Origin of the sequence: Pyramidobacter piscolens W5455, from assembly GCF_000177335.1 — a bacterium.
GTDB lineage: Bacteria > Synergistota > Synergistia > Synergistales > Dethiosulfovibrionaceae > Pyramidobacter > Pyramidobacter piscolens.
On sequence record NZ_ADFP01000135.1, the window covers coordinates 56,982 to 73,067 of the forward strand.

Consider the following 16,086-nt stretch of genomic DNA (forward strand, 5'->3'; position numbering starts at 1 on the left):
CCGCATCATGAATCGATTTTTTGTCGAAGCCGGGCGGGAATTCATTTCCCTGCTGCCGGCCGTGCCCGCGATCCTGTGGGCCATTTCGTTCCACGAGTTTTGCCATGGCTGGGTCGCGCTGCGCTGCGGCGATCCTACGGCGAGGGACGCCGGGCGTCTGACCCTGAACCCCATGGCGCATTTCGACCTTTGGGGCGCCCTGTGCATGTTTTTGTTCCACTTTGGCTGGGCGCGTCCCGTGCCGATCGATCCCTATAATTTCAGACGCCCGCGCCGCGACCTGTTCCTCGTCTCCGTCGCGGGCGTCGCGGGCAACATTCTCACCGCCGTCGCCGTCGGACTGGCGATCCGCGGGCTGATCCGTTTCTTCCCCGCGGCGCTTTTCGGCAATTACGGTCTGCAACAGGTGCTGATCGCTTTCGTGACGATCAACCTGAACTTCGCTGTCTTCAATCTGATCCCGGTGCCGCCGCTCGACGGCTCCAAACTGCTGGCCCTTGTCCTGCCGCGGACGGCTCGTCCCGCGTTCGAATGGCTCGATCGTTACAGCCTGCCGGTGCTGCTGGCCTTGATCTACCTCGGCGTCGTCGGGCGCCTGATGTCCCCGGCCGTCCGCTGGGGGCTGCGTCTGATCCTGGGTTAGACGCAAGGCGGCTGTTGCGGAAGGATCGGAGGCTGGCGATGGAGATTTTCGCTCGTTCGGCAGGAACCGCCGCGCTTTTCGCCGTCGGCTACGCGGGATTCCGCGGCGCAAAAAAGATGGGCTGGCCTGCCGCGGCCATGCTCGGATCGTTGTTTCTGCTGGGACTTCTCAACCTGTCGGGGCTCAGGCTGCCCTTTTACCAAGCGCCGGTGTCCTTCGTTTCCAAAGTTTTGAGCGGCGTCATTCTCGGGCAGCGGATCGACCGCCACATGGCGAGCGCGGTCAGAAAGATGCTTTTGCCCGTCTCGCTGGCGTCGTTTTGGATGGTCATGGCTTCGATTGCGACCGGTCTGCTGCTGTTCGCCGTCGCCGGCGGCAGGCTCTCGCTGATGACCTGCCTGGCCTCGTCGTCGGCCGGCGGCATCGCGGAAATGTCGATCTTCGCCATGTCCGCCGGCGCCGACGTGGGCATCGTGGCTTTCTTCCAGTCCGTGCGAATCATCGTGCTGTACGCGACGCTGCCGTTTTCCACGGGCTGGCTGGCGCGCCGCGCGTCCGGCGCCGTCTTGCCGAAAGCGCCGGCGCCGGACGCGGAGACGAGAGTTTCCTTTACGCCCGGCGAGATCGCCCGCTTCGCGGCCGTCACTGGCGCGCTGGCGTTGCTTTTTGAGGCGGCGCGTTTCCCGTCGGCGTACATGATCGGGGCTATGTGCGGAGCCGGCGTCATGAATCTTCGCTCGGGGAAGGTGATGACTCTCCCGCCGCGGCTGCGCAGTGCCGCCCAGATCTGTCTGAGCATGACCATCAGCGTGGGGCTGTCGCCGCGCACGATTCATCTGGTGAGGGAACTTTTCTTCCCGCTGGCGTTCTCGGTGGCGCTGATTCAAGCCTTTTCGTTCCTGCTCGCCTGGATCATGCACCGCCTTACCCGTTGGGACGTCATGACCTCCGTGCTTGCCACCTGCCCCGGCGGCCTCAGCCAAGTGGCGTTTTTTGCGGAGGATCTGCATGCCGACCCGTTGATCGTCGGCGTCTTCCACGCCGTGCGCATGATCTCCATCGTCGTCTGCGTGCCTTTGATCGCGCGGCTCTTTGCCTGAGCCGAATACAAAAAAATGACCTCTGCCGATGCGACGGCGGAGGTCATTTTTTTGTCTGCGTTCATGCTGGATCTTTCAACTCATCCCGATTTTCAACGACGGCTCTTCATTGAAAATTAATACTCAGAGAATCTCCACGACGGTGACTTCGAAGTTCAGTTCCTTGCCGGCCAGGGAATGGTTGGCGTCGAGCGTGACGGCCCCGTCGTCTTTGACCGCGGCGACGGTAACGGGGCGGCGCCCCATCTGGAGCTGATCGCCAACGCGCGGCGTGTAGCCTTTGGGCATACGGTCCGCTTCGACGGTGACGAGCATGTCGTCGCGGCGTCGGCCGTAGGCTTCTTCGGGAGCGAGCTTGAGGTTTTTCGTTTCGCCGACGGCCATGCCTTCGACGCCCTTGTCGAAGCCGGCGATCATCTGTCCGGCGCCGACGGTGAACTCCAGCGGCGGCCGTTTGTTGAGCACGGAAGAGTCGAAAACGGAACCGTCGTTCAGCGTTCCCGTGTAATGCACGCGGATCTTGTCGCCTTTTTTCACTGTTTGAGACATCGTTCATTCTCCCTTTTCGATTTTTTCGATGATTTCCATCAGTTCTTCCCAGCGGCCGGTCGCGGCCTCGAGTTCCGCGCCGGCGTCCGCAAGGTCTTTCATGAGCGTCTGGATTCTGTTTGAATCGGCGATCACTTCCGGCCGGCAAAGTTCTTTTTCGTCTCGTCCTTTGCGTCTTTCCAAGTCGTCGATCCGCTCTTCAAGCGCGGCGAGTTCGTCCGCGTAAACTTTTTTGCGGCGATAGATTTCGTTGCGCCGCCGCGCTTCTTCGCGTTTTTTGTCGCGTTCGCCGCCGCGTTTCGAATCGGTGGCGGCGGCCGGGACGTTCTGCGCGAGCGACGCTTGGCGCTGTTCGATGAAGCGGCTGTAATTGCCGGCGTAGTCGTGCAGGGCCCCGTCGCGCAGTTCCCAAACGCGCTGCGCGAGCTGGTTCAGGAAAAAACGGTCGTGCGAGACGATCAGCAGCGTGCCGTCGTAGGCGAGCAGAGCCTGCTGAAAGAGCTCCCGCGTGGTCATGTCGAGGTGGTTGGTCGGTTCGTCGAGGATCAGGAAGTTCGAGGGGTTCATGAGGATCTTGACGAGGGAAAGGCGCGATTTCTCGCCGCCGGAAAGCACTTTGACGGGTTTGTGAATGTCGTCGCCGCTGAACAGGAACGAGCCCAGCAAGGTGCGTTTTTCCACCTCGGACATCGCCATGTTGAGCGGATAGATTTCCTGCCAGACGGTGCGGTCGTAGTTCAGGTTTTCGGCGCTTTCCTGCGAGAAGAATGCGGGCAGCACGTGATAGCCGGTTTCGCAGCTTCCGGAGGTGGGGCGCTCTTTGCCTGAAATGAGGCGCGAAAGCGTGGATTTTCCGGCTCCGTTCACGCCGACGAGGGCGATCTTCTGTCCCCGTTCGACGGTCGCATTGAGGTGATCAAAGACGCGGTGCGCTCCGTAGGCCATGCCGAGATCGTTCAGCGTCAGGACGACGTGTCCGCTGGGCGGGCAGGGCGGAAATTTCAGCGTTATGCGACGGGCCGCCGTTTCCGCTTGGATGATTTGGATCTTTTCAAGCGCCTTGACGCGGCTTTGCACCTGCGCGGCCTTTGTGGCTTTGTAACGGAAACGTTCGATGAATTCTTTCGTCCTGGCGATCTCTTCCTTTTGGCGGGCGGCGGAGCGTTCAAGCTGGGCTTTCTGCTCTTCCGAGGCGCGCAGATAATCCGAGAAATTGCCCTTATAAACGCGGATCCTGCCGGAATGGAGCTCGGCGATGCCTTTCATGACCTTGTCCATAAAGACGCGGTCGTGGGAAATGGCCACGAGCGTACCGCGATAGTCGGAGAGCCAGTTTTCCAGCCACTCCATGCTCTCTGTGTCGAGATGGTTGGTCGGTTCGTCGAGGAGCAGGATGTCGGGGCGCGACAGCAGCAGCCCGGCCAGCGTGACGCGCATCTTCCATCCGCCGGAGAACTCTCCGCAGGGTTTGGCGTCGTCGCCGTCATGGAACCCCAGTCCGCGCAAAGCCTTGCGTGACATCGCCTCAAAAGAATAGCCGCCGAGTTTTTCATAGGCGGCGGCCGCTTCATCGTGCAGCTTCATCAGGCGGGCGTGTTCGTTTTCGGGCGCGGCGGCGAGTTCTTCGGAACATCGCTTGAGCCTCTTCTCTGCCGCCGTAATGCCGGTACGATCTTTGAGGTACTGCATCAGCGTGACGTCGGGCAGCTCCGCCAGATCCTGGGGCAAATAACCGACCGTCGCGGAAAGAGGGGAGACGTTGATCTCGCCGCTGTCGGCGCTCACTTGCCCGACTATGGCGCGCAGCAGCGTGGTTTTGCCGACGCCATTTGGGCCGACGAGTCCCGTGCGGCTTCCGGCGTCGATCTGCCAGTTCAGGCCATCGAAAATTTTCCGGCCGCCGGCAAAGGTCAGATTGAGGTCTCTGATCCGTATCATGGCGACGGATGTTCGCCTTTTTCCGCGGATTTCAGGATCAACTGACGGCGGAGCTCGTCGGCGCGGAGCTCAAGCTGCTTTTCCATATCTTGTTTCAACGCTTCGATCGCGCGCCGGTGATCGTCGTTGAGCTGTTCGATCTGATAGTGGGCGCGGTTGAGTTCGTGCGCTTTGTCCTCGAGGACGCTTTTCAGGGCTTCCATCTGCGACTGATACTGCCGTCCCGTTTGCAGCTGGATCAGCGACAGTTTGCGCTCGTACTCGCGCTGCTGGTCGGCGGCGCGGCGTTCCTGTTCGGAAGCGGCCGCCTCGTGACGGGCCAGATCGTTCTGCAGCTTTTCCAGCTGCCGTTTTTGTTCGCGTTTGATGCGTGCCAGCTCTTCCAGCGCCGCGTTTTTTTCGCGCTCGGCGATGCTGCCCAGGGACTGGGTTCGGGCGATGGCCTCGGCGGCGCTGCGGGCGCGGTCTTCCGCGATTTGGATGCTTTCGTGCAGGTTCACTTTTTCCTGCTCGTACTTCAGCGTCAGCGCATCGAGTGCCGTCTTGTGCTTGCGGGCGGCTCTGGCCGCTTCGGTATTCAGTTCTTCGATATGGGTCCGAAGGTGAGCGGCTTCTTCTTTCGCGGCGCGCAGCTGGCTTTTGGCTTCTTCAACGCGGTGGGCGTCGCCTCGGTAAACGGCGAGCTGTTCCTTGAGCTGCGTTATTTCGAGCTTCAGCGAGGCTTCGCCGCGGCGCGCTTCGGAAAGCTCCATGTGAGCGTCCATGAAATTTTTTCGGAGCACTTCCAGTTCGTTCTCCCTTTCGTCAAGCCGCTTGCGGAGCAAAAGCGTTTCGCGCCCGTTCTGCTCCTTTTCGTTGATCAGGAGGTCTTTCTGGCGTACGGCGACCTGAAATATCTGCTTGCCGAACGCCTCAAGCTGAGCGAGGGCCCGGCGAAACGCTTCTTCGTCAGGGATGGGATCAACGACGCTTTTGTCAATTTGTTCCTGCATACTACCGGCCTTCCTGTTGAGAGATGGATTGTGTTGCGTCTTTTGCTCTATCGCTTATCGTCTTTTCTGAAACGGGAGAAACTGGCGAATTTCCGCGGACGCGGTTTGGAAACGGGCGGTTCGCTGCGGGGCGGCCTGTTTTCATGAGAGAACTCCCTTTCCCGGGAACGGTCTGCGTCGAACCGCCGTTTGCCGGGGAAAGGCCGTTCCTGAAGAGGGCGTCCGGCATGAAAGTCTCGGTCGTCATGGCTGCGGCGAGTGTCGTAGGGGCGCTCCGAACGGCCGGCGTACGAATTTCGTTCATTGTCGAAGCCGCGCTCGTAGAACCCACGGAGTTCCCTGTCGTCAGATGCATAGGGACGTCTGGGCGCGTCGGAGAAACGGGGGCGCCGCTCCTGATCGTGCGGACGCCAGTCCCGTGGAGGCGAATCGGAGCGCCTCTGATATTCGGAACCTTCGCTGCGGAAATTTTCCCTGGACGGACGCGGATCGCGCGGCCGTTCGAAGTCGCGGCGTTCGTCGCGCGCCCTGGAACCGGGGCGGTCGAAGGGGCGCCGTTCCGAACGGCGGAACCTTCCTTCGGACGCCGCCTCGCGGAAGCGGGACGGTTCCGAAAAATCCTCGCGGCCGCCCCTGCCGTAGGGCTGTTGGCGGTATTCCCGGGACGGGGCGTCGGTGCGGCGGGATGCGCGCCGATCGTCGCGATCGTCTCCGAACGGCCGCCGTCCTCTTTCGAACGGCCGGTCTTCGTCCCGGCGGAAAAAGCGGCGGTCTTCCGGGAAACGCGGCCGTTCGTCGGAATCCCGGCGCTCCCCAAAATCGCTCTCTTCCCGGGACGTCTTTTGGGGGCGGTCCGAACGGTCTGTGCGTTGGAAAGGACGCCTCTCGCGATGGCGGTCTTCGGGAGACGGGCGGCGGTCTTTTCCGAAACCGGGGCGGTCGCCGCCGCCAGTTCCTTCTTCTGGCTGCCGGGGCGTCTGCCTGCGCGGATCTCTCCAGCCGCAGAATTCTTTGTCGTCGGTGGGGCCGGTTTTGATAGTCATATCCTCGTTTTTTTCCTCCTTGAATTTCTGACGCTCCGCTTTGGAGATCTCATATCTGTGGCTGCGCGCCGCTTCCATCTGCCTGACGATGTCCTCGTCCGTGGGCTTTTTGAACCCCAGAGCTTCGGCGGCCGCGCTCCCGGCGGTGAAGCCTGTGCTCCAGCATTCTTGAAGATTGTAGCCGCCGGTCGGTCCGTCGACGTCGATCATTTCGCCGGCGAAGTAGAGGTTGGGGACGATTTTCGAGGCCATGGTCTCCGGCTCGATCCCGTCGGTGCTCACGCCGCCGCTGGTGACGATGGCGTGCCGGAACCCCAGAAGTTCCGTGGGCGTGACGACGAAATCCTTGATCATGTTCCGGAGCGCGAGGCGCTCTTCGGCCGTGGTCTCGCCGCAGGGTTTCCCCATGTCGAGCTTGGCCATCTTGAGCGCTTCGGGGATGATCTGGGCGGGTAGCATTTTTCTCAGCGCAAAGCGCAGCGCGTCGCCGCCGAATTCCCGGAAGTCGCGCTCGATGCGGGCGTCGAGGCGTTCCGGCTCGAGCGCCGGCTTGAGGTCGATATGAACAGTCGTGCGCCCGGTCTTGCGCAGACAGTTTCCCACGCTGGCGGCCAGGTCCATGACGATGGCGCCGGAAATGCCGAACGGCGTGAAATCCATTTCGCCGAAGCGCTCGTCCACGGTTTCGCCGTTTTGGCGGACCGTGACGCGCACGTTTTTGAGCTTCAGACCGGACAGCTGATCGTCGAAGCGCTCCGCGATCTTGATCGGGCACAGCGCCGGCGTCGTCTCGACGATCTCGTGGCCGGCCTTGCGGGCCCAGCGGTAACCGTCGCCGGTGGAACCCGTGTGGGGAAAAGAAAGCCCTCCCGTCGCGAGGATGAAGGCGCGTCCTTCGATTTCCTCGCGTCCCGTGGTGACGCGGCGGACTTTGCCGCCGAGGATGTCGAGAGAGCGAACCTCGATGCCGCGCAGCACCTGGACGCCGCCGTCTTTCAGCGCCGTCCACAGCGCGTTGACGACCGACGAGGCGTCCTGTCCCTCGCGGGGGTAAAGGCGATGTCCGCGTTCGTGCGCCGACACCACGCCGCGGCGCAGAAAAAACGCGGCGGTTTCTTTGGCGCCGAACGTGCGGAGCGCCGGCAACAAAAATTCCCCGCCGCGGCGATAACCTTTCGACAAAAGTTCCGGATCCTCCTGATCGTGGGCAAAGTTGCAGCGCCCCCGGCCGGTGATCATCAATTTGCGCCCCAGCTCGCGGTTCTTTTCGAGCAGAACCGTGCGGGCGCCGTATTGGGCCGCGCGGGCCGCCGCCATCATTCCGGCCGGGCCGCCGCCAATGACAACAACGTCAAATGTACTCATCGACAAATCTCCTTCGGCTTTTTGCGCCAAACGCATGAATGTCTTATACTATCACGACAATCCTCTTTTGTGTGCGGTATAATATGAACGATTCAATCCAATTCTGCGAAGCCGCTTTTTCGGACGAAGACTTTTCGAGAGGCATTTTATGGAGGTGCTCTGCATGAAAAAAACGGCGCTTTTTATTATCGACGTTCAAAATGACTTCTGTGAAAACGGCGCTTTGGCGGTTCCGGACGGCAATGCCGTCGTCCCGGTCTGCAATCGGCTGATTCAGATGGCCGCCGAACGCGGCTGCCCGGTGTTGGCCAGCCGCGACTGGCATCCGGCCAATCATTGCAGCTTCAAAGACTTCGGCGGTTCCTGGCCGATGCACTGCGTGGCCGGTCAGGAGGGGGCGGAGTTTCCTCCCGAGCTGCAGCTGCCGGTGGACGTGATGGTTTTCAACAAGGGGACGGACGCGAACGCCGAAGCCTATTCGGCTTTTGACGGCACACAGGCCGCCGGCGTGCTTCATGACGCGGGCATCGAACGTTTGATCATCTGCGGGCTGGCGACGGACTATTGCGTCAAAGCGAGCGTCCTCGACGCGCGGCAGGCGGGATTCGACGTGCTGGTGGTCAGCGACGGCTGCCGCGCCGTCAACGTGAATCCGGACGACGGCGAAAAGGCTTTCGCCGAGATGGAAGCCGCCGGAGCGGCGGTCCTGCCTCTTGCCAAGGTCGAATTCTGATGTTCCCGGGGTGAGCAAGCGCCTGAGGAAGTGTGAAATGTTCAAAAAACTTCTCGCTCTCGCGGTGTCGGCCGCCGTTTTTTTGGGCATGCGCGAGCGGCTTCCGGCGGCCGTTCAGAAATACGAAAAAGATGCGATCGCATACGACGAAACGGTGCTCTTTCGGGACGCCGAAACTCGCCGGCGCTTCCTCGATGAAATCGAATCGTCGTTTCTTAAAGATTACGACGCGCTCTGGCAGCGCGAGGGGATGAGCGCCAAGCTGACGGCGGCGGCGGACCGGGTATTTGCTGACAACTTGTCGGGCGGCCGGCTGACGGGGGCCCTTCGGGTCGCCATGGATCTGGACGGCGTTGTCCAGCGGATCCAGGACAAAATCCCCGAGGCGTTCCGCGGCGATTACGACCGTTTCCTTGCGATCATGGAGGACTCTTTCACCGATGCATATCTGGACCGCCTTTCGGCGTACGACCGGGCGCTGCTGGCCTCGCGGGTGGGGGCTCTCGTCAACGCCCCGTCGGTGCGGATCTTTTTCGAGGCGCAGGTGCGCCACGCCGCCGCCCAGGGCAGCGCCGTCCTCGGCGAGTCTCTGACGAAGGAGATCCGGGGGCGCCCCGAACTCTCTTTGGCCGGTTCCACCGCTTTTCTGGGCCTGATGCTGGGGCGCAAGCTCTTGCGCCGCACGCTGGGGAGAAAAGCTCTGTCCGTTTTCGGCAAGGGGCTGGGCAGAAAAGTTCTCATGGCCGCCGCCGGGGTCGGCGCGCTGGTCACGTTGGGCTGGGCTCTTTATGACATCGGTTCCTTTTCCGTGGAAGTCTGGGGATCGCCGGCACAACTCCGCGAGGCTCTGCTCGTTCGCTACGACGATTATTATCGGATGGAAGCTCCGCAAATTTACTGGCAGACGCTGAGAAAGGGAGTCCGCTCCGAGCTCGACGAGATCCAGAGACGCATGGCCCGCCGCGACGAAGACACGAAGGCCATTCTTGCTTCCGCGACGTTCCGCCGCATGACCGAGCGCATGTCCGAAGTCGAGCAGAAGAATTTTATCGACCGCCTGATCAGCGTCAGGCCGCTTGACGATTCCCTGAGTTACAGTTCGATCGTGGAGAATTTCGGCCGAATTCTCGTCGAGAGCGAAGCGGAGGACATCGCCGCTTTCAGGGAGATTTTGGCGCAGGGTGACCCGCTGCTGGCCCGTCAGTGGTTCGGCGTCGCGGGAAGGGAATATTTTTCTCTTTTCCGAAACCTGCCCCGGCTCGTCTGGGACAAATACCTCCCCAATGCGGCTTCACTGCAAACGCTCAGATGGCTCGCGCTTCGTCCAAGAGCGGTGCGGGAAGTTGCGGCGCAGCTTCCCGCCGACAGCGTGCAGTGGGTCATGAACGAAGCGCCGCAAGCGCAGGCGGAGCGCTTTTTCGCGGACGGTAAGACGCCCGACGAGATCGGCCGGGAGATCGAGCGAATGAAATCTCTGCCCAAGGCGGCGCGCATTCCATGGCAGAGCGGCTGGGCCTATCTGTTTCACAGGGCGGGAAACTACGCGCTCTCCGCGGGGATCGCTCTGGCGCTGCTGGTCGTTGTCCGGCTCTGCCGAAAATATCTGTGCTGATGCCGCGGCAGTTTATGGGGGAGAGATGACGGACGATGGATAAAAAAGAGATCGCCCTTTCCACAGGGACTGTCCCGCCGGCGCGCATCGCAGAACTCGGGCTTGTGACCGGCAGCTGCGTGATCAGCACCTCGATCCTGGGCGACGCGTTGGCTACTCTCAGGAATATGTCGGTGGGCGGCGAGCTGAAACAATACACCGAGCTGCTGCGGATGAGTACCGAAAAAGCCATCGAGCGGCTCGGCGAAAAAGCTTGCGAGAAGGGGGCCGACGGGGTCTACGCGATCCAGTTCATGGCGCCGCAGGTCGCCGGCGGCGCCGCCGAAGTCGTTGCGGTCGGCACAGCTTATAAATTCAACGACACATAGCAGCACATAGCACAGAGGCCGTCTCGCCAGTTCGGGGAGACGGCCTCTGTGTCGTTGGATTTATTTGACCGCGCTCTTTTCGCGGGCGGCTCTTTTGCCGAGTTCCATGCGCAGGGAAATCCTGCGCCGCTTGACGTCCACGTCGATGACGTAGACCTCCACCGCCATGCCGGGATGAAGCACGGTGGAAATGTCCTTCACGTAGCGCCCCATCTGGCTGACGTGGACGAGCCCGTCCTGATGCACGCCGATGTTGACGAACGCGCCGAAAGCCGTGACGTTGGAGACGATGCCCGGCAGTTTCATGCCCGGTTCGAGGTCAGTCAGTTCGCGCACGTTGGGGTCGAAGGAAAAGATTTCCAACGCGCTGCGGGGGTCGCGCCCGGGCTTTTCCAGTTCGGAGAGAATGTCCTCGAGCGTCGGCAGGCCGACCTCGTCGGTGACGTAGCGATTCAAGTCGATCTTGCCGCGCAGGTCTTTGGCGGCGATCAGCTCGGCGACGGAGCAGTTCTGATCCGCGGCGATGGCGTCGACGATGCCGTAATTCTCGGGATGGACGGCGCTGGCGTCGAGTGGATTCTCGGCGTCGCGGATGCGCAAAAAGCCGGCGGCCTGCTGGTAGGCTTTGGGGCCCAGACGGGGAACTTTCAGCACGTCCTGACGCCGCTTGAAAGCTCCCTCGTTTTCGCGGAATTTCACGACGTTCTCTGCCAGCAACGGCGTCAGGCCGGAAACGTAGGACAGCAGTTTGGCGCTGGCGGTGTTCAGATCGACGCCGACGGCGTTGACGCACGAGACGACGGTGTCGTCCAGGGCGTTTTTGAGTTGCTTTTGATCGACGTCGTGTTGATACTGCCCGACGCCGATCGACTTGGGATCGATCTTCACGAGCTCCGCCAGCGGGTCCATGAGACGCCGCCCGATCGAAACGGCGCCGCGGACCGTCACGTCCTGATCGGGGAATTCCTTGCGGGCCAGTTCCGAAGCCGAATAGACGGAAGCGCCGCTTTCGCTGACGACGATAATGGGGATGTCCAGATCAAGGCCGCGCAGGAACTCTTCCGTTTCCCGGCTGGCCGTGCCGTTGCCGACGGCGACCGCATCGGGCTTGAAGTGCGCGGCCAGCGCGCGGATGGTTTCGCCGGCCTGGGCGTACTGGGCGTCGGAGCGCTGGATGAAAATGACCGTGTGGTGCAGCAGATCGCCTTTCGAATCGAGGCAGACGACTTTGCACCCGGTCCTGATCCCCGGATCGATGGCCATGATGGGGCGGGCGCCGAAAGGCGAAGCCATCAGCAACTCGCGGAGATTGCGGGCGAAAATGGCGATGGCGTCGGCGTCGGCGCGCTTTTTCAGAGTGCTGCGGGCTTCCGTTTCCATGGAAGGCGCCAGCAGGCGGCGATAGCCGTCGGTGACGGCCGCTTCGACTTGCTTGGAATCTTCGCCGCTTCCCGTGACGTAACGCGCGTAAAGCTTTTCCAGCGCCAGTTTTTCTTCGGGGCGGACCGAGAAGGAGAGATAGCCCTCCTTTTCCCCGCGCATCACCGCCAGCAGACGATGGGAAGGGACGCGCAGGAGCGGCTCTTTCCAGTCGAAATAATCGGCGTACGTCGCCGCTTCCGGTTCCTCTTTCTTTTTTTCGACGACCGAGGAAACGCAGACGCCGAAGCGGACAAAAATCACGCGCATGTCCTGGCGGACTGCCGGATTTTCGCTGACGTTCTCGGCGATGATGTCGCGCGCGCCGGCCAGCGCGGCTTCGGCGTCGGCGACGCCTTTTTCCTCGTTCACATAGTCTGCGGCCAGTTCCTGCGGGGCGCGCCCCTTTTGTTCCAGCAGGGCGTCAGCCAGCGGCTGGAGTCCCGCTTCACGGGCGATCAGGGCGCGCGTCCGGCGCTTGGGACGGAAGGGGAGATAGGCGTCTTCCAGAGCGGTCATCGTCGCAGCGGCGTCGATCGTCTTTTTCAGCTCTTCCGTAAGGATGCCGCGCTCGCTCAGCGATCCCAGAATCGCCTCGCGCCGCTTTTCGAGTTCTTCGATTCGGGCCAGCCCGTCGCGGATCGCGGTGATCGCGACTTCATCGAGGGAACCGGTTTTTTCTTTGCGATAGCGGGCGATGAAAGGGACTGTGCATCCTTCCGCAAGAAGTTCGGCGACGGCGCAGACGCCGCCGACGGGAAGTTTCAATTCCTGGGCGATACGCCCTGTATAATCGGCCATAAATGGAGAACTCCTTTCAATGTGCTGTGCAAGACTGCCGAGACTCCCGCATATCTTACCTAAAGCCGGCTTCAATGTCCATGCCCCGAGAACGAAAAATAAGCCCCGCATAAAACGGGGCTTGCAACCGACACTTTGTTACATCGAGACGGATGCGTTTTTGGCGTTGAGAATCTTCCGGCAGAAAATATAAAGCGCGATGATCGCCGCCGTCCCGCCCAGAGAGATCGCGGAACTCTTCCACATGGAAGCGATCCCGAAGGCGGCAAAAAGAACGCGGCTCCACATCGGAATCTTGCCGCCGCAGTAGCCGGTGAAACTGAAGCCGATGCCGAACACCAACGTCACGCCGCTGATGATGGAAATGACGTTGTGCGTCCAGTCGAGTTGGAGCAGCAGACCGCCGTCGTAACAGAACGCAAAGGGAATGACGAAGGCCAAAAATCCCAGCCGGCAGGCGGCCCATCCCGTCTTGTTGGGCGAATCCTCGGCGATGGACGCCGCGGCGTACGCGGCAAGGGCGACGGGAGGCGTGATGTTGGAGATGATCGCATAATAGAACACGAACATGTGGGCGGCGATGCTGTTGAAGTGAAGCTGACCGAGCGCCGGAACGCTCAATGACGCCGCGAGAATGTAGGCGCTCGTCGTCGGCAGCCCCATGCCGAGGATCAGACAGACCACGGCGATCAGCAGCAGCGTGAGCACGGGAATGCCGTGGGACACCGAAAGGACCGCACTGACGATTTTCGGGCCGATGCCGGAAAGAGCTATGGCTCCGAGAACGAAGCCGGCCGAAGCGCAGGCGGTGCAGACCACGGGGATTCCTTTGGCGCCGTCGTGAATGGCGCGCAGGATGCCCTTTGGCCCCATGCGGCGCTTGGGATTGGGCAGCGAAACGCCCCAGGCCAAGACGATGCCGGCGATGGCGGCATACATGGGCGTGTAGCCGTCGAGGAGCAGATAGACGAGAAGAATTATGGGCGACATCATGTAGGCGCGTTTCAGCACGCTCTTTTTCTCGGGCAGCTCTTCGGGCGGCAGCCCCCTGAGCCCGTCGCGCTTGGCGGTCAAGTGGACCATGACGAGGACGGCGGCGTAGTAGAGCAGCGCCGGAAGAATCGCGGCGACGACGATCCGGCTGAAGGGAACGTTGAGGAACGAAGCCATCACGAAAGCTCCGGCTCCCATAACCGGCGGCATGATCTGACCGCCGGAACTTGCCACGGCTTCGACCGCGCCCGCAAAATAGGGCTTGTAGCCGATGCGCTTCATGAGGGGAATCGTGAACGTTCCCGTGCCGTACACATTGGCGACGGCGGAACCGGAGATCGAGCCGAAAAGACAGGAACTGACGACCGCGATTTTGGCGGGACCGCCGGCCTGAGTTCCCGTGAAGGCCTGAGCGAATTCCATGAAATACTCGCCGACGCCGCTGTTCTCGAGAAAGCCGCCGAAGATCAGGAAGATCATGACCAGCGTCGCCGAAACGCCCAGCGAAGACGAGTAAATGCCCTCGTCGGTCAGGTACATTTCCTCGATCAAAAGTTTGAAAGCGCCCGAGAACCAGTCGCAGAAATTGGCGAGAGAGAAGTTGCCCAGCGTCCCGCTCTGCGTGGCGATGTCGGTCATCATGTAATACATGCAGTAGCCCATAAAAGCGAGCGAGACGAGAATGATGGGAAGCCCCACGGCGCGGCGAGTCGCCTCAATCAAAGCGAGGACGACGATCGTGCCGAGAATCAGCTGGATTGCCGTAATCTCGTCGACGCCGATCATGCGCTCGACGATCATGTTGTAGTTGAGCATGATATAGATGCCGGGCACAGCGGAAACAACAGCGAAACACCAGTCGTACCACGGCACGGCCGTCTGGGGCTGCGCCGATTTTTTGTTTTCGAACATGGGATAGACGACGAAGACCATCGGCAGGACCCATGTGAGGTGAATCGCTCTTTGAAGGTACGCTTCGAAGGCTCCGAAAACCGCGGTATAAAGGTGAAAGATCCCCATGGTCAGTACGTAAAGCCACAGACCTTTCGCAACGATTCCATCGAGTTTCCTTTTTGTCATCGACCATCATCCTTTTTTGTCAGCTGCGCGATCTCGTCATGCTACGAGCAAGGAATCTCAGGAAGTACAGAAGAAGGCAGGCCTGGAGCCTGCCTTCTTGGGGATTTCCCCGTTCGCGCTTCGATATTTTTTTTGAGACGATTTGCGGCGCGCGCCCAAGCGGAGCCACGTATCCTTATTGGATTTTGCCGCTGGCCTCGTTCCAGAACTTCACGGCGCCGGGATGAGACTCGAGCCCCTTGGCGGGAACGGCCGTCTTGGGATCGAGCTCGGCGATATCCTTCACGCCCTTGGCCAGCATTTCCACGTTGTTGTACATGGATTTGCAGAGATCGTAAACGACCTGATCGTCGAGATCGCCGCGCACCACGATACTTGTGTAGTCGCCGACGACTTTGACGGGCTCGGCGCTGGCGGGAACGGACTTGTAAATGCCGGGGTCGATCAGGAAGGTGACGGTGCCGATCGCTTCACCCACTTTGTCCAGCGCTTCCTGGCTCATACCGAGCAGGACGACGTCGGTGGTGCTTTCGATCTGCATGACGATCGCGGCGACTTTGCCGACGGAGAAGGCGAACACGTCAAGGTGATTGTCCGCGATCAGATCCGCGCCGCCCGAATAGGAGGCGTACTCGACCGTGCCGCCCCATTCTTTGAACGCTTTGCGGTAGTCGATGCCGAATCCAGACTCGAAAACGTTCTTGACGACGAATTCGGATCCCGTGCCCGTCTTCAGCGTGGCAAAACGGAAGGCGAGCTTCTTGTTGACCAGATCGTCGACGGTCTTGATGCCGTTCTTCTCGGCAAAGTCCTTGCGGGCGATGAAGTAGGTGTATTGAGTGTACAGGTTGGCAAGGAGCTTGGCGTTGTCGCTTTTCGTTTTGAACGTGCCGAGGTCGGTGCCCTTCTGAGCCACGGCAATCATGGAAGTGTTGGAGAAGCCGAGATCGCCCTTTCTCATGTGCGCGTTGATGATGTTGGCGACCGCGCCGCCCGTGACGCTGGTGGTGGGCATGACTTCCTTGCTCCAGAGATCGGCCAGCTCTCCTCCCAGAGCGAACCAGTTGCCGCCCGGAGGTCCCGCCATAAATTTGAGCTGCGCCGGCGTGTCAGCCCCGGCAGCGCTCCCCCAAAGTGCGGAAAGAACGACACACAACGCCAATATTTTCTTCATTCACACAGACCTCCTCATTGTATTTTATTCATACGGGATCTTATTATAATTAAGCGTGGAAAGCGATGGATCCGCGAACGTCCCCTCGTGCGCAATGCCCGGACCTCCGTACTTTCCAAAGTATACTAGCGCTCTGGGATTTGTGTCAAGAAGCAACTTTTCAATATGTATTTTTTGTTTTTCGCTCGCCGTCTTTCACTGGAAGCCAAAGGGCGGCAATTATCCCGGCAAGCGAAAAAACTCCGCAGATGGTACAATGAGGGATATTCGAAACGA

The 16,086-nt window shown here is 60.7% G+C and carries 12 protein-coding genes; 5 read left to right on the forward strand and 7 right to left on the reverse strand.

Features of this window, described 5'->3' with window-relative positions:
* Positions 1 to 7 precede the first annotated feature (7 nt).
* Together HMPREF7215_RS11830 and HMPREF7215_RS11835 are read left to right on the forward strand one after the other, a co-directional pair.
* Complete coding sequence (locus HMPREF7215_RS11830) at positions 8 to 643, forward strand: site-2 protease family protein (protein ID WP_009166155.1); 636 nt, start codon at positions 8 to 10, stop codon at positions 641 to 643.
* A gap of 38 nt (positions 644 to 681) precedes the next feature.
* Positions 682 to 1,743 carry an AbrB family transcriptional regulator gene (locus HMPREF7215_RS11835; protein ID WP_009166156.1) on the forward strand — a complete coding sequence of 354 codons (1,062 nt, stop codon included), beginning with the start codon at positions 682 to 684 and terminating at the stop codon, positions 1,741 to 1,743.
* Positions 1,744 to 1,866: 123 nt separating this feature from the next.
* Here HMPREF7215_RS11835 and HMPREF7215_RS11840 read toward each other — a convergent pair whose 3' ends face one another.
* The 4 genes from HMPREF7215_RS11840 to HMPREF7215_RS12610 are packed head-to-tail and all read right to left on the reverse strand — an operon-like array spanning position 1,867 to position 7,630.
* Positions 1,867 to 2,292 carry an FKBP-type peptidyl-prolyl cis-trans isomerase gene (locus tag HMPREF7215_RS11840; RefSeq protein WP_009166157.1) on the reverse strand — a complete coding sequence of 142 codons (426 nt, stop codon included), beginning with the start codon at positions 2,290 to 2,292 and terminating at the stop codon, positions 1,867 to 1,869.
* A 3-nt stretch (positions 2,293 to 2,295) separates the two neighbouring features.
* The gene (locus HMPREF7215_RS11845; RefSeq protein WP_009166158.1) at positions 2,296 to 4,230 is read right to left on the reverse strand and encodes an ABC-F family ATP-binding cassette domain-containing protein; all 1,935 of its coding nucleotides are present in this window, start codon (positions 4,228 to 4,230) and stop codon (positions 2,296 to 2,298) included.
* A complete protein-coding gene (locus HMPREF7215_RS11850; RefSeq protein WP_009166159.1) occupies positions 4,227 to 5,222 on the reverse strand; it encodes a coiled-coil domain-containing protein in 996 nt (331 codons plus the stop codon). The genes HMPREF7215_RS11845 and HMPREF7215_RS11850 overlap by 4 nt, the downstream gene beginning before the upstream one ends.
* Positions 5,223 to 5,269: 47 nt before the next feature.
* The gene (locus tag HMPREF7215_RS12610) at positions 5,270 to 7,630 is read right to left on the reverse strand and encodes an aminoacetone oxidase family FAD-binding enzyme (RefSeq protein ID WP_050768925.1); all 2,361 of its coding nucleotides are present in this window, start codon (positions 7,628 to 7,630) and stop codon (positions 5,270 to 5,272) included.
* 163 nt (positions 7,631 to 7,793) lie between these two features.
* Here HMPREF7215_RS12610 and HMPREF7215_RS11860 point away from each other — a divergent pair, with 163 nt between their 5' ends.
* From HMPREF7215_RS11860 to HMPREF7215_RS11870, 3 genes are read left to right on the forward strand one after another with little or no spacing between them, the layout of a single operon-like run.
* A complete protein-coding gene (locus HMPREF7215_RS11860) occupies positions 7,794 to 8,363 on the forward strand; it encodes a nicotinamidase (protein WP_040551193.1) in 570 nt (189 codons plus the stop codon).
* A 37-nt stretch (positions 8,364 to 8,400) separates the two neighbouring features.
* A complete protein-coding gene (locus HMPREF7215_RS11865; protein ID WP_009166162.1) occupies positions 8,401 to 9,975 on the forward strand; it encodes a hypothetical protein in 1,575 nt (524 codons plus the stop codon).
* Positions 9,976 to 10,010: 35 nt separating this feature from the next.
* Positions 10,011 to 10,343, forward strand: coding sequence for a YbjQ family protein (locus HMPREF7215_RS11870; protein ID WP_009166163.1), 333 nt, complete (start codon positions 10,011 to 10,013; stop codon positions 10,341 to 10,343).
* A 60-nt stretch (positions 10,344 to 10,403) separates the two neighbouring features.
* Here the strand turns inward: HMPREF7215_RS11870 and HMPREF7215_RS11875 are convergent, their stop codons facing one another.
* The 3 genes from HMPREF7215_RS11875 to HMPREF7215_RS11885 form a co-directional block, all read right to left on the reverse strand.
* The gene (locus tag HMPREF7215_RS11875; RefSeq protein WP_009166164.1) at positions 10,404 to 12,563 is read right to left on the reverse strand and encodes a Tex family protein; all 2,160 of its coding nucleotides are present in this window, start codon (positions 12,561 to 12,563) and stop codon (positions 10,404 to 10,406) included.
* A 138-nt stretch (positions 12,564 to 12,701) separates the two neighbouring features.
* Positions 12,702 to 14,636 (reverse strand): TRAP transporter permease, encoded by a 1,935-nt coding sequence (locus HMPREF7215_RS11880; protein WP_009166165.1) that lies wholly within the window; start codon positions 14,634 to 14,636, stop codon positions 12,702 to 12,704.
* A 175-nt stretch (positions 14,637 to 14,811) separates the two neighbouring features.
* Positions 14,812 to 15,810, reverse strand: a complete 999-nt coding sequence (locus HMPREF7215_RS11885) for a TAXI family TRAP transporter solute-binding subunit (protein WP_009166166.1) — start codon at positions 15,808 to 15,810, stop codon at positions 14,812 to 14,814.
* Positions 15,811 to 16,086 lie beyond the last annotated feature (276 nt).

Excerpts from the sequence above, each read along its gene's own strand:
- HMPREF7215_RS11830 (WP_009166155.1), top strand. The coding sequence starts at position 8 with ATGAATCGATTTTTTGTCGAAGCCGGGCGGGAATTCATTTCCCTGCTG.
- HMPREF7215_RS11835 (WP_009166156.1), top strand. The coding sequence starts at position 682 with ATGGAGATTTTCGCTCGTTCGGCAGGAACCGCCGCGCTTTTCGCCGTC.
- HMPREF7215_RS11840 (WP_009166157.1), bottom strand. The coding sequence starts at position 2,292 with ATGTCTCAAACAGTGAAAAAAGGCGACAAGATCCGCGTGCATTACACG.
- HMPREF7215_RS11845 (WP_009166158.1), bottom strand. The coding sequence starts at position 4,230 with ATGATACGGATCAGAGACCTCAATCTGACCTTTGCCGGCGGCCGGAAA.
- HMPREF7215_RS11850 (WP_009166159.1), bottom strand. The coding sequence starts at position 5,222 with ATGCAGGAACAAATTGACAAAAGCGTCGTTGATCCCATCCCTGACGAA.
- HMPREF7215_RS12610 (WP_050768925.1), bottom strand. The coding sequence starts at position 7,630 with ATGAGTACATTTGACGTTGTTGTCATTGGCGGCGGCCCGGCCGGAATG.
- HMPREF7215_RS11860 (WP_040551193.1), top strand. The coding sequence starts at position 7,794 with ATGAAAAAAACGGCGCTTTTTATTATCGACGTTCAAAATGACTTCTGT.
- HMPREF7215_RS11865 (WP_009166162.1), top strand. The coding sequence starts at position 8,401 with ATGTTCAAAAAACTTCTCGCTCTCGCGGTGTCGGCCGCCGTTTTTTTG.
- HMPREF7215_RS11870 (WP_009166163.1), top strand. The coding sequence starts at position 10,011 with ATGGATAAAAAAGAGATCGCCCTTTCCACAGGGACTGTCCCGCCGGCG.
- HMPREF7215_RS11875 (WP_009166164.1), bottom strand. The coding sequence starts at position 12,563 with ATGGCCGATTATACAGGGCGTATCGCCCAGGAATTGAAACTTCCCGTC.
- HMPREF7215_RS11880 (WP_009166165.1), bottom strand. The coding sequence starts at position 14,636 with ATGACAAAAAGGAAACTCGATGGAATCGTTGCGAAAGGTCTGTGGCTT.
- HMPREF7215_RS11885 (WP_009166166.1), bottom strand. The coding sequence starts at position 15,810 with ATGAAGAAAATATTGGCGTTGTGTGTCGTTCTTTCCGCACTTTGGGGG.